This window comes from Deinococcus soli (ex Cha et al. 2016), assembly GCF_001007995.1.
In the GTDB taxonomy this organism is placed as follows: Bacteria; Deinococcota; Deinococci; order Deinococcales; family Deinococcaceae; genus Deinococcus; species Deinococcus soli.
This window is the reverse complement of sequence record NZ_CP011389.1, coordinates 1375878-1388005: the sequence shown is the minus strand read 5'-3', so window position 1 is coordinate 1388005 and position 12128 is coordinate 1375878. Positions and strand designations below refer to the sequence as shown.

The 12128-nt window shown below is 74.0% G+C and carries 10 protein-coding genes; 3 read left to right on the top strand and 7 right to left on the bottom strand.

Going from position 1 to position 12128, the window contains the following annotated elements:
- On the bottom strand, positions 1 to 1509 hold the full coding sequence (locus SY84_RS06860) for a YifB family Mg chelatase-like AAA ATPase (protein WP_046843393.1): 1509 nt from the start codon (positions 1507 to 1509) through the stop codon (positions 1 to 3).
- 285 nt (positions 1510 to 1794) lie between these two features.
- Here SY84_RS06860 and SY84_RS06855 point away from each other — a divergent pair, with 285 nt between their 5' ends.
- Positions 1795 to 2073 carry a hypothetical protein gene (locus tag SY84_RS06855; protein WP_046843392.1) on the top strand — a complete coding sequence of 93 codons (279 nt, stop codon included), beginning with the start codon at positions 1795 to 1797 and terminating at the stop codon, positions 2071 to 2073.
- A gap of 150 nt (positions 2074 to 2223) precedes the next feature.
- Here the strand turns inward: SY84_RS06855 and tatA are convergent, their stop codons facing one another.
- The 3 genes from tatA to SY84_RS06840 form a co-directional block, all read right to left on the bottom strand.
- On the bottom strand, positions 2224 to 2580 hold the full coding sequence (gene tatA, locus SY84_RS17015) for a twin-arginine translocase TatA/TatE family subunit (protein WP_046843391.1): 357 nt from the start codon (positions 2578 to 2580) through the stop codon (positions 2224 to 2226).
- A gap of 123 nt (positions 2581 to 2703) precedes the next feature.
- A complete protein-coding gene (locus SY84_RS06845) occupies positions 2704 to 4644 on the bottom strand; it encodes a serine/threonine-protein kinase (protein ID WP_046843390.1) in 1941 nt (646 codons plus the stop codon).
- Positions 4645 to 4705: 61 nt separating this feature from the next.
- Complete coding sequence (locus tag SY84_RS06840) at positions 4706 to 6418, bottom strand: sensor domain-containing diguanylate cyclase (RefSeq protein ID WP_046843389.1); 1713 nt, start codon at positions 6416 to 6418, stop codon at positions 4706 to 4708.
- Between the two features lie 135 nt (positions 6419 to 6553).
- On the opposite strand from SY84_RS06840, the gene SY84_RS06835 reads away from it, so the two are divergent.
- Both SY84_RS06835 and SY84_RS06830 read left to right on the top strand, forming a co-directional pair.
- Positions 6554 to 7516: an ABC transporter ATP-binding protein gene (locus SY84_RS06835; protein ID WP_046843388.1), complete on the top strand. Its 963-nt coding sequence runs from the start codon at positions 6554 to 6556 to the stop codon at positions 7514 to 7516.
- The gene (locus SY84_RS06830; protein WP_046843387.1) at positions 7509 to 8381 is read left to right on the top strand and encodes an ABC transporter permease; all 873 of its coding nucleotides are present in this window, start codon (positions 7509 to 7511) and stop codon (positions 8379 to 8381) included. Before SY84_RS06835 ends, SY84_RS06830 begins: the two co-directional genes overlap by 8 nt.
- A gap of 70 nt (positions 8382 to 8451) precedes the next feature.
- Here SY84_RS06830 and SY84_RS06825 read toward each other — a convergent pair whose 3' ends face one another.
- The 3 genes from SY84_RS06825 to SY84_RS06815 form a co-directional block, all read right to left on the bottom strand.
- Entirely contained in the window at positions 8452 to 9717 is a 1266-nt protein-coding gene (locus SY84_RS06825) for a hypothetical protein (RefSeq protein WP_046843386.1), read from the bottom strand.
- 148 nt (positions 9718 to 9865) lie between these two features.
- Positions 9866 to 11173: a vWA domain-containing protein gene (locus SY84_RS06820; protein WP_245621423.1), complete on the bottom strand. Its 1308-nt coding sequence runs from the start codon at positions 11171 to 11173 to the stop codon at positions 9866 to 9868.
- A complete protein-coding gene (locus SY84_RS06815) occupies positions 11166 to 12038 on the bottom strand; it encodes an AAA family ATPase (RefSeq protein ID WP_046843385.1) in 873 nt (290 codons plus the stop codon). Before SY84_RS06815 ends, SY84_RS06820 begins: the two co-directional genes overlap by 8 nt.
- Between the last annotated feature and the right edge of the window lie 90 nt (positions 12039 to 12128).

The window sequence follows — 12128 nt, the reverse complement described above, 5'->3', positions numbered from 1 at the left end:
TCAGCCGCTTCCCAGGTCACGCGGGCGGTAGGTGACCGCCTCGGCCAGATGCGCCTCGCGGATGTCGTCACTGCCCGCCAGGTCCGCCACGGTCCGCGCCACGCGCAGCACCCGGTCAAAGCCCCGCCCGGTCAGGCCCAGCTGCCGCGCCGCCGCCCGCGCAAAACTCTCCGGCCCGGCCCCCAGCGGCGCAGCCCGCCGCAGCGCCTGCCCGCTCAGGTCCGCGTTCCGCGCGCCCTGCCGCGCCAGCATCCGCGCCCGCGCGGCCAGGATGCGCGCCCGCACCGGCCCCGACCCCTCGGGTTCCGGCGCGCGGGTCAGCTCATCCACCGTCAGGCGGGGCACCCGCACGAGCAGATCGATGCGGTCCAGCAGCGGGCCGCTCAGTCGCGCCGCGTAGCGCGTCCGCTCGGCGGGCGTGCACGTACAGGCCTTCTCCGGGTCCCCGTGATGCCCGCATGGGCAGGGGTTCATCGCCGCAACGAGCTGGAAGCGTGCCGGGTACTGCACGCTGGCCCGCGCGCGACTGATCGTCACGTGTCCGTCCTCCAGCGGCTGCCGCAATGTTTCCAGCGCCTTGCGGCTGAACTCCGGGAATTCATCGAGGAACAGCAGCCCCCGGTGCGCCAGACTCACCTCGCCCGGCCGGGGCACACCCCCACCCCCGATCAGGCCCGCGTCCGACACCGTGTGATGCGGCGCGCGGTACGGCGGCTGCACGCTCAGACGACCCCGCGCCGTCAGCAGGCCCGCCGCCGAGTGAATGCGCGTCACCTCCAGCGCCTCCGCGCGCGTCAGCGGTGGCAGCAGCCCCGGCGCGCGGCGTGCCAGCATCGTCTTCCCGCTGCCCGGCGAGCCCACCAGCAGCAGGTTATGCCCCCCCGCCAGCGCGACCTCCAGCGCCCGCCGCGCCCCCGACTGCCCCTTCAGGTCCGCCAGATCCAGCAGCGCCTCCCCGTCCGGCGCGTCCGGCACGGGCGGCGGCGTCACCCCCAGCGGCGCCTGCCCCGTCAGGTGCCGCACCGCGTCCAGCAGCGACCCCGCCCCGAACACCCGCGCGTCCTCGATCATCGCCGCCTCCGACGCGTTCCCCTCCGGCAGCAGCACCTCCGCCCCCAGCGACCCCGCCAGGAGCGCCAGATTCACCGCGCCCGCCACCGGCCGCAACGACCCGTCCAGCGCCAGTTCGCCCGCCACCAGCGTCTCCGCCAGCGCCCCCAGCGGCACCACCTCCTGCGCCGCCAGCACCCCCAGCGCAATCGGCAGGTCGTACAACGGCCCCTCCTTGCGCAGATCCGCTGGAGCCAGATTCACCGTGATCCGCGCCGCCGGGAACGGCAACCCCGCGTTCCGTACCGCCGCCCGCACCCGCTCCCGCGCCTCACTCACCGACTGATCCGGCAGGCCCACCACCGTGAACGCCGGCAGGCCCGGCGAGACGTCCACCTCGACCTCCACCGGCACCGCATCCACCCCGAACAGCGCCGCGCTCCGCACCCGCGCCAGCACTCACCGACCCCCAGAACGCCACATGTGACCCGCAGGCTAACAAGCCCGCAACCCCCAGCGGACCGCACATCAGCGCAGAAATGGGGGTGGTGAATGGGGGAGAGACAGGTAAGCGAGACGTCACTACCCTGGGTTGCACTGGGGTGGGGACCGTTGCTGGCGAGCCTTGTACGACGCTCTGCCTCCCTGAAGGCCACCGAAGTTCACGAAGGTCTGTGGTGAAGGGGACCCCAGGGCTGGAAATGTCCCCAGGTGCGAAACGAGGATTGATGCTATGAAAGACGCATGAACGTGAATCGCCCCCGTCTCCTCGTGTTCCTTGTTTACTTCCTGGCCATACAGGGGGGACTGTTGGCAAGTGGGGCCATTGTTGGGATGATTGAAGACGGTCCCTTCACCCCCACCGGTTATCTGATCGGCATTGCTCTCACGATCATTGGGGCGGGGTTAGTGCCAACCATCGCTTCACGTTGGCTGGGAGGTATGCAGCGGATTGGGGTGTTCATTTTCGCGGCCATCGGCATTGCCATCGGTCTTGCGAAGGGTCTCACAGGTAGCGTGTGACGCTTCCAAGAATCCCCCCCACCGTGGCCTGTGCTGGGGTGGGGGGGATTTCTCGTTATCCACACCATACCTGTGGACGTTTGTAGCTGATCTGGTAGACCCAGCCGGGGATCGTGACCGCAGGCCGGTCCGGGGGGCGTCGGTGATCGATTAGGCCTGTTCTTTGGCGGGAACGGCGACAGCTTCAGCGGTGACGGGTTGCGCGGCGACCGCTTCGGCCGTGACGGGTTGCGGGGCGGGCTGAGCGGTGACGGCAGCGGCCGGTGCGGGTTGGGGCGCGGCGGCGACGGCCTGGGCAGGGGCGTGGATGGTCTGCACGGGGGCGGGGCCGGGGGGCGTGTCGCGCACGCTGCCCTCGAAGTCGTCTTTCAGGCTCTGGGTGCTCCTGCGGAATTCGCGCAGGCCCGCGCCGAGGCTCTTGCCGAGTTCGGGGAGTTTGCGCGGGCCGAAGACGACCAGTGCGACGAGCAGAATCACCAGCAGTTCAGCGGGTCCGATGTTGGGCATGGGGTTCGTTCCTCCTCGGGGCCGCCCGGGGGTGGCCGCGTTCAACTGAGTCCAGTGTAGGCGCGCCGGTTAAAGCAAATGTCATGCCTGCCGCGCATCAGGGCGCTGGGGGTCAGGGGGTGGTCAGGTGGTGCGGGCGCGGTAGGCGCGCAGCGTGCCGTTCATGAACGCGACGTACAGGGTGCCGTCGGCGGCCAGCGGGGTGGCCTGCACGCCGGTGCTCTCGCGGTGCGTCCAGCGGACGGCGCCGCTGCGGACGTCCAGCGCGCACAGTTCCCCGTCCTCTGAGGCGAGGAAGACCAGTCCGGCGCTGATGACGGGACTGGCGGTGACGCGCCCCTGCATGCGGTGCGTCCAGAGGTCCTCGCCGTCTTTCAGGCCCAGCGCGCGGACCTCGCCGCCCCATCCGGCCAGGATGGCGGTGCCGCCCGGCGCGCCGGACAGGGTCAGCGCGGGGGAGGCCCAGACCTCGTCTTCCAGGTCGTACGTCCAGAGGATCGGGTCGGGGTCCACACTGACCCGGCCGGTGTGGGCGCGCAGGGTCAGGGCGTGCACCTCGCCTTCCCAGGTCGCGACGACGAGCGTGGCGGCGCCCGGCGCGGTGGGGATCAGGGCGGGCGTGCCGTGCATGGTGCCCACCTCGACCTTCCACAGGCCGTGGCCGCTGCGGGCGTCCAGGGCGTGCAGCCAGCCGTTCTCGTCACTGACGAGGGCCGCGCCCGCCCACACCAGCGGGCTGGCGGCGACGGGGCCGCCGGTGCGGTACGCCCATTTCAGGTCGCCGGTCCGGGCGTCCAGGGCGTACAGGTGGCCGTCGCGGCTGCTGGCGAGCACCTGGTCGTGCCAGAGGGTGGGGGCGCCCGTGAGTTCCGCGCGGGCCTTGTGCTGCCACACCTGCGCGCCGCTCATGAGGTCCACGCGGCGCAGCGTGCCGTCCCACGCGCCGAACAGCACGTGCCCGCCGTGGAAGGTGGCGGGCGCCGTGACCTCGTCCCGCGCGGCGTACGTGGCGAACGGTCGGCCCGAGGCGTGCGTGAGGACCAGCTGCCCGCCGCGTGTGCCCACCGCGACCAGATCGCCGTCACCCATGACGGCGGCGGGCCAGGTGACCTCGCCGGGCAGCGGCACGCTCCAGGCCTCGCGCAGGGTGTCCACCTGCGCCGGGCCGTCGGGGTGCTCGCCGCTGCGGGTGCGGCCGCCCCGGTACTGCCCGCGGGCGTGCGAGGTCCACACGTCGCGCCGCGCCAGGGCCCACAGGTGCGCCAGCGCCTCGCCGCTGGGGGGGCGGTCCTCGGGCGCCTTGGCCAGCAGGCTGAGCAGCACGCGCGCCACGGCGTCCGGCACCGCGGGGTTCAGGTCACGTGGGTCGGGTGCCGCCTCGTAGACGTGCTGGTACAGGACGCTCTGGTCGCTGTCGCCCACGAACGGCGGGCTGCCGCACGCCACGCGGTACAGCACGGCGCCCAGCGCGTACAGGTCACTCAGGGGGCCGACGCCCACGCCGCGCGCCTGCTCGGGCGCCATGTAGGCCGGGGTGCCCAGGGTCACGCCGCTGCGGGTGAGGTGGCGGGTCTGCTCGGTCAGCGCCACCAGCCCGAAATCCATGATGCGGGGCATCCACGCGTCGTCCAGCAGGACGTTGCCGGGGGTCAGGTCGCGGTGCGTGATGCCGCGAGCGTGAATGAAGTGCAGTGCCCGCGACGCGGCGGCCGCCGCCGTCAGGAACCTCGCCAGGGGCAGCGGAGCGTCCTCCAGCGGGCCCAGCGCCGTCACCGGGCCGCCGGTCATGAGCGGCATGGTGAAAAAGGGGCGCCCGGCGTCCGGGTCGGTGCCCAGGTCCAGCACCGGAATCACGCCCGGGTGCGTCAGGCGCGCCAGGGTGCGGACCTCGCGCAGGAAGCGTTCACGGTCACTGTCGGGCACGTGGGCGTGCTGCACCTTCACGGCGACCTCGCGGCCCAGCAGCTGATCGCGGGCGCGGAACACGCGGGCGCTGCCGCCCTCACCCAGCAGGGCCAGCAGGTCGTAACGCGCGGCGAGTTGCGTTCCCGGTTCCAGCGGCATCCACCCGGGAGTGTAGCGCCCCCGCCGCCCGCGCGGTCCCGGCGTTCACCCAGGCTGGGGGTCAGGGGGCCGCGGGCGAGACGCGGTTGCGCCCGGCGTTCTTCGCGCGGTACAGGTGATCGTCCGCGACCCGCAGCGCCTGCGGCAGCCGGTCAGGGCTGGTCACCGCGTACCCCACGCTGGCGGTCAGGCGCATGTCCGGCAGCAGCGCCGACCAGTCGTGGCCCTCCACCGCGCGGCGGCACGCCTCGGCCAGACCGTGCGCCCGCCCGCGCGTGCGGACCGGGGTGACCAGCACGAACTCCTCGCCGCCGTAGCGGCCCAGTAGGTCCCCGGCACGCACCTGCGACGCCAGCAGGGCCCCCACCTCGCGCAGCACCTGATCGCCCACCGCGTGCGAGTGCCGGTCGTTCACGTGCTTGAAGTGATCCACGTCCACGAACACCACTGCCAGCAGCGCCCAGTCCGCCGGGCCCGGACCGGCGTTCCCGGGGAACTGCAGCGCCTGCAGGCCCTCTTCCAGCCCGCGGCGGTTGAGCAGCCCGGTCAGCGGGTCCTGACGGGCCTGCACCTCGGCCTGCCGCAGCCGGTCCTGCCAGGAACTCGCGTCCGCGCGGGCCTGCCGCAGTTCCCGGTCCAGTTGCAGGTGGCGGGCGGCGGCGCCGTTCACGCGGTCCATGGCGGTGTTCGCGGCGTGCAGCGCCTCGCGGGTCACCTCCAGTGCCTCGCGCAGGCGACCCTGCCGCTCGTGCAGCGTCCCGATGGCATTCAGGAGCCGCTGGATGTCCAGGTGCCGGTGCTGGCGCCGCGCGATGTCCAGCGCCGCCGCGTACTGCGCGAGCGCCGCGTCAAACTCCCCGCGCGACTGCAGCAGCTCCGCGAGGCACAGCTGCGGCTCGATGTACAGCTGCTGCTTCAGGACCGCGTTCAGCTGCGCCGCGCGCCGCGCGAGCCGTTCGGCGCCGCTCAGGTCCCCGTGCAGGCGCAGCAGCGTGGACTCGTGCGCGGCGCACAGCAGCTCGCTGGTCAGGCTGGGCGTCGCCTGCAGCGCGGCCCGGGCGGCGCGCAGCACCATCAGGCCCTGCTGCACCGCCTGCCGCTGCGCGTCGTCCCGGCCCAGTTCCTGCGCCTGCCGGGCCAGCAGCGCGTACGCGTGCGCGCGGCCCTCGTGCAGGAACATCATGAACTCCTCGGCCAGCTGATCGTCCGGCAGGCTGTGGATCAGTTCCTCCAGCAGGTTCAGGTGGTGCAGGGCGTCCTTCGGGTCGCCGCTGCTGCACGCCAGCCACGCGAGGTTCACCAGCGCGTTGCCGTGATCCCCGGCGTGCCGGGCGTGCCGCGCGAGGTCCAGCGCGTCCTGCAGGTCCTGGCGGGCGCCGGTCACGTCCCCGCCGGTCAGGCGGGTCAGGGCGCGGGTGTTCAGCACGCCGGACAGCAGGTCGCTCAGGCCGTGTTCCTCCAGCATCGCCTGCGCGCGCGCCACGGTGTCCAGCGCCCGCTCCTGCTGCCCCAGGCTGGCCGACACGAAACTCAGGCCCAGCAGGGCCTCCACGGCGGCGCGCGGGGACGCGGCGCGCAGCGCCTCGCTCAGGGCCGCCTCGCCCAGTGCCTGCGCGCCACTCAGGGTGGTCTCGCGGGTGTGGCGCGCCACGGCCACGAGCGCCAGCGCGCGCGCCTCGCCGTCCGGCGCGGCCCGCAGGCGCGCGGTCAGGTCGGCGGGCGTGTCGGCGGGCAGCAGCACGTCCAGGTGGTCCCTCGTGGGGCAGGCAGGCATCTGTGGTGCATTCTCCCTGAAAGCGGGTGGGGAAAGCGGGGATATCCCTCAACACGTATTGGGGGAACTGGGGGGGTGGGGTTGGCAAACGAAAGGAGGACGCCTGACGTGCAGGTGCCCCCCTATGCTGGGCGCATGAGTGAAGCGGCGATCGACACGCGCGACCTGCGCAAGACGTACCGGGGCCGGGCGGTCGTGGACGGCCTGACCCTGAGCGTCCCGCGCGGCGAGGTCTTCGGGTTCCTGGGGCCCAACGGCGCGGGCAAGAGCACCACCGTGAAGATGCTGCTGGGCCTCGTGCACCCCAGCGGCGGCGAGGTGCGCGTGCTCGGCGGGCACCCTCAGGACCCCGCCGTGCGCGCCCGGCTGGGCTTCCTGCCCGAACAGTTCCGCTTCCAGACCTGGATGACCGGCCAGGAATTCCTGGAGTTCCACGGGAGACTGGCGGGCCTGAGCGCCGCCGAACGCCGCACCCGCATCCCCGCGGTGCTGGACGAGGTCGGTCTGGGCGGGCGCGGCCACGAGACGCTCGGCGGGTACAGCAAGGGCATGCTGCAGCGCGCCGGGCTGGCCGGGGCAATCCTGGCCCGCCCGGAGCTCGTGTTCCTGGATGAACCCACCAGCGCCCTGGACCCCATCGGGCGGATCGAGGTGCGCGAGATCATCGAGCGGCTGCGCGCACAGGGCACGGCCGTGTTCCTGAACTCCCACCTGCTCAGCGAGGTGGAACAGGTGTGCGACCGCGTGGCGTTCGTGAAGCGGGGGCGGGTCCTGACGCAGGGCAGCATGCGCGAACTGATGGGCGGCGTGCTCCCCGTGGACCTGCGCGTGAACACCCTGGCGGGCGGGCTGCTCGACACCCTCGCGCGCCTGGGCGAGGTGCGCCGCAGCGACACGAACACCCCGGGCCGCGCCGACGTGGAACTGTGGCTCACCCGCGACGACCAGATCCCCGCCGTGGCGGACGCCGTGCACGCCGCCGGGGCGCGGCTGTACGCCCTGACACCCCGCCGCCCCGACCTGGAAACCATGTTCCTCGACCTGATCGAGGACACCCCGGAAGCCGCCCGCAGCGGCGCGGAGGTCCGCCGTGCGTAACGTCCTGCTGATCGCGGAACTCTCCCTGCGCGAGGCGACCCGCAAACGGCTCGTGAGCGTCCTGCTGGTCCTCTCCGCGCTGTTCCTGGGCTTCTTCCTGTTCGGCGTGTACCGCCTGGAACTCACGCTCGACCAGCGCGCCATCGACGCCGGACTCGACGGGCGCAGCCCCACGGGCGCCGCGAACCTGCCCGTCATGTTCAGCGCGCTGTTCGGCATGTACCTCGTGTACTTCCTGGGATCCCTGATGGGCGTGCTGTCCACCGTCGGCGCGGTCAGCGGCGACATCGAGAACGGTGTCATGCAGAGCGTCATCGCCCGCCCGGTCAGCCGCGCGCAGCTGGTCGCGGGCCGCTGGCTGGGCTTCACGGCCGTGAACGTCGCGTACGTCGCGCTGCTCGCCGCCGGACTGCTCGGCGGCGTGCGCCTGATCACCGACTACACCCCGCCCGAGGCGCTGCCTGCCGTGGCCCTGCTGCTGCTGGCCGTCACGGTCCTCACCTCACTGACGGTGCTGGGCAGCACGCTGTTCACCACGCTCGCCAACGGCATCGGCGTGTTCGTGCTGTACGGTGTGGGCTTCACCGGCGGGATCCTCAGCGCCATCGGCACCCTGGCCGACACGCCCACCCTGACCACCCTGGGCCGCGTCGCGAACGCCGTCATGCCCACCAACGCCCTGTGGCTGGGCGCCAGTTACCACCTCCAGCCGGAGATCATGCGGCAGGTCGGCGAGGTGAGCCGCGGCGCCAACCCCTTCACCAGCTCCGTGCCGGTCGACCCGCTGCTGGTGCTCTGGGCCGCCATCCTGGCGGGTCTCGGATTGGCGGGCGCCATGTGGCGCTTCAGCCGCCGCGACCTGTAACCAGTCGCAGCCGAGGCCGCCCCCGGACCTGACCTGGGGCGGCCTCACGCTGTTGCCGCCTCTTCCAGCTTCAGTTCAGGGTGATCAGCTGACCGCCCAGTTCGAACCACACCCGGCCGTCCGGGGTGACGGTCAGCGCGCGGGCCGCGCCGCCCAGGGTCACCTGCGCCGCCACGCCGTCCGCGACGCGCAGCAGCGTCCCGGCCGACGGATCGCTGACCCACACGCTGCCGTCCGGCGCGGCGGCCAGCGCGCCCGCCCGCACGCCCGCCGGGAGGGGCAGGGCCACCTGGGTGCCGCTGCGCGGATCGAGCCGCCACGCGCCGCCCGCGCGGGTCTCCGTGAACAGCAGCGTGCCGTCCGGGGCGGGCGTGGGCGCGGCGGGGACGCTCACGCCGGGCGTCCCGACCGGGTACGTGCGGACCGCGCCGCTGGCCGGGTCCACGCGCAGCACCGCCGGGCTGTCCCCGCGCCGCGTGAGGAGCAGCGCGCCGTCCGCGCCGACCGTCAGGGCGTCCGGGACGCTGCCCAGCGGCAGTTCGCCGCGCGTGCCGTCCGGCGCGGCACTCAGCAGCCGCGCCTGCCCGTACACGACGGCCCACACCCGCCCGTCCGGCGTGACCCCCAGGCTGCTGAGGGTCTCGGTGGTACCGGCCGGGACGCGGGTCAGGGTGCCGTCCGGCGCGCGGCGGATCAGTTCGCTGCCCGCGGCGGTCGCGCCGCGCACCGCCACCCACACGCTGCCGTCGGGGGCGACGGCGTGCCCGGTGAGGGTGTCCAGTCCGGTCACGGGGAAGGGCAGGGCGGTGACCTCGGCCCCGGCGCTGCCCATCAGGGCGTGCCGGGCGTCGGCGCCCGCGTTCGCCACGGCGCGCAGCAGCACCCCGCCCTGCCAGGGCACCGCGCCGCCCGCCTGGTACGTGCCGCCCATGATGGGCGCCGCACCGGCGCGCAGCAGCGGCAGGGTCACGCTGGCGCGCGCCGCGCCCGCCTGCACGCTCAGCGTGACCGGCCCGCGCGCCGCGCCCGTGCCCGTCACGCCGATCAGCGTGTCGGTGCCGCTGGCACTCAGGGTGACGCTGACCGGCGCACCCTGCGCGTCACGGGCGGTGACAGTCAGGTCCGCCGGGCCGCGCCCGCTCACGCGCAGCGTGCCCGGCACGTTCAGCGCCCCCGTGACCGCCAGGGTCTCCAGGCGGACGGTCAGGCTGGCGGGGGCGGTGGTTGGCGTGGTGGTCGGGGCGCCCGCGGCGGGCGTGGCGGGTCCGGCCCCGCAGGAGGCCAGCAGCGCCGCCGTGAGGAGCGGCGTGGTCAGGAGCGCGGTGAGGGAACGCATGTGGGCATTGCAGCGCGCCGGGCCTCACCCGGCCCTTACCGCCCCGCCCGGTGAAGGCGTGCTCAGGGACGCCGGGCCGCGCCTGGACGCCTGTTCCGACCTGACTGCCCCTGAGCGGGGGAGGCGCCGGAAACCGGGAGCGCGCCGTTCATGAACGCACCCCGCCCGGGTCGGGGCTCGCCACGGCCGCGCCGCGCGTGAGCCGCGCCGCACGCAGGCGACGCCCCAGCGCGTGCAGGTCCTCCGGGCCGCCCGCCGGGAGCAGCGCGTCCAGGTGCGGCAGCGCCGCCGCGATCGCGCGCTGCACCGGGCGGTACCCGGGCGTGGCGGCCAGCGGGGAGAGCCACACCACGCCCGCCGAGCGGCGCCGCAGGTCCCGCAGCGCGCGGCCCACCAGCGCCGGGTCACCGGTGTCCAGCCCGTCACTCAGGATCAGGACGACCGTGTCGCGGTTCACTCGGCCCCGCTCGTCACGTGCCAGGCGCAGCAGGTTCTCCCCGATGCGGGTCCCGCCGCCCCAGGCGTCCCCCAGGTCCGGCAGGGCCAGCGGCTGTCCCGGCGCCGCGCCCCGGATCAGCGGTGTCAGGCGGGTCAGGCCGGTACTGAACGCGTAGACCTCCACCCGCCGCGAGCGCAGGTGCAGCGCCTGCGCGAACCGCAGCAGCAGCGCCCCGTCCCGGCCCATTGAGCGGCTGCCGTCCAGCACGAGCAGGAAGCGCGGCGCGCGCCGGGGGCGGCCCAGCCAGCGCAGGAGCACGGCGTCCCCGGCGGTGCGCGCGGCGGCGTGCAGGGTGCGCCGGGCGTCCAGCTTCGAGCCGCGCGGCAGCGGCCGCAGGCGCCGGGCGCGGCCCAGTTCCAGCGCGCGGATCAGACCCGTCGCGGCGCGCAGCAGGCCCCCCAGGTCGCCGGCGTCCACGCGCAGCGCCTCGCCCGTCGCGGCGTTCGGACTGACCCGCGCCTGCATGACCGGGGCGTCCTGCTCGGCGCCCTCCTCGCTGTCCTGCCCGTCCTGCAGGGCCTCGCCATCCGGGAGGTCGCCGCCCGGATCGCTCCCCGCCTGCGGGCTCGGCGCCTGCTCCGGCCGGGTATCCGGGTCGCCCTGCTCCCGGTCCGGCTTGTCCGGCGGGTCCCCGTCCGGGTCGGGTTCAGCCGGGGCGGGCGTCTCGGGCAGCAGGGGCGGCAGTTCGGGCTGCGGCTGCCCCCCGGCGCGGAAGAACGCGTTGAATTCCAGGTCGAACAGGCGGCCCTGCTCGGGCCCGGCGGTCAGCACCGCCCGCAGCGCGCCGCGCAGTTCGCGCCGCGACAGCAGGTCCACGAGTTCCAGGGCGCGCAGCGCGTCCCGGACCTCGCCGGGACCGATCAGGAACCCGTGCCGGCGCCGCAGCCGCCCCGCGAAGGTCGTCACCTGCGCGGCCAGCGCGGCGGGCGTTCCCGCGACCCTGCCTGTTTCAGCCACGCGCCTGCGCCTGCGCCGCCACCCCCTGTAACGTCGGCGCGGCCAGCAATTGATCCTCACGCAGCTTCAGCACCGCGCCCAGCGTCGCATGCAGGGACTCGGCGTCCAGGTGATCGGCGTGCAGGCTGACCAGCGCCGCCGCCCAGTCGAGCGTCTCGGCGACGCCCGGCGTCTTGCCCAGCGGCAGCGCCCGCAGCGCGTGCACGGCGTCCGTCACCTGCCGCGCCAGCGTCTCGTTGATGCCCGGCAGGCGCGACAGCACGATCTGCAGTTCCTGCGCGCGGCTGGGGTACTCCGTCCAGTGGTACAGGCAGCGGCGGCGCAGCGCGTCACTCAGTTCCCGCGAACGGTTGCTCGTGAGGATCACGTGTGGACGACTGACCGCCGCCAGGGTCCCCAGTTCCGGCACGGTGATCTGCCACTCGGCGAGCAGTTCCAGCAGGAAGGCCTCGAAGGCGTCGTCCGCCCGGTCGATCTCATCGATGAGCAGCACGGCCGATCTCGGCTCGCGGATCGCCTGGAGCAGCGGCCGGGGCATCAGGAAAGTCTCGCCGTACAGGTCGTCGCTGGCGGCCTCGCCACGCAGCTCGGCCGCGCGCAGGTGCAGCAGCTGCCGCGCGTAGTTCCACTCGTACAGCGCCGACTGCGCGTCCAGGCCCTCGTAGCACTGCAGCCGGATCAGGCGGGTGCCCAGCACGTCCGCCAGGGTCTTGGCCGCCTCGGTCTTTCCGACGCCCGCCGGACCCTCCAGCAGCAGCGGCTTGCCCAGCCCCACCACCAGCCGCAGCGCCGTCGCCAGCGCGTCGCCCGTCACGTACCCGCGCGCCTGGAACGCCGCCTGGAGGTCCTTCACCGCCGGGATCATGAGACCCACCCGGAACTCTGACAGCCGTTCTTACAAGTCATGATCTGCGCTCCTGGGGCGGAAAAACAGCCCGCCTCCGCTCATCTTAAT

Bases quoted from the DNA above. Each gene is read 5' to 3' on its own strand.
- SY84_RS06835 (WP_046843388.1), top strand. From the start codon at position 6,554: ATGAGTGAAGCGGCGATCGACACGCGCGACCTGCGCAAGACGTACCGG.
- SY84_RS06815 (WP_046843385.1), bottom strand. From the start codon at position 12,038: ATGATCCCGGCGGTGAAGGACCTCCAGGCGGCGTTCCAGGCGCGCGGG.
- SY84_RS06840 (WP_046843389.1), bottom strand. From the start codon at position 6,418: ATGCCTGCCTGCCCCACGAGGGACCACCTGGACGTGCTGCTGCCCGCC.
- SY84_RS06855 (WP_046843392.1), top strand. From the start codon at position 1,795: ATGAACGTGAATCGCCCCCGTCTCCTCGTGTTCCTTGTTTACTTCCTG.
- SY84_RS06825 (WP_046843386.1), bottom strand. From the start codon at position 9,717: ATGCGTTCCCTCACCGCGCTCCTGACCACGCCGCTCCTCACGGCGGCG.
- SY84_RS06845 (WP_046843390.1), bottom strand. From the start codon at position 4,644: ATGCCGCTGGAACCGGGAACGCAACTCGCCGCGCGTTACGACCTGCTG.
- tatA (WP_046843391.1), bottom strand. From the start codon at position 2,580: ATGCCCAACATCGGACCCGCTGAACTGCTGGTGATTCTGCTCGTCGCA.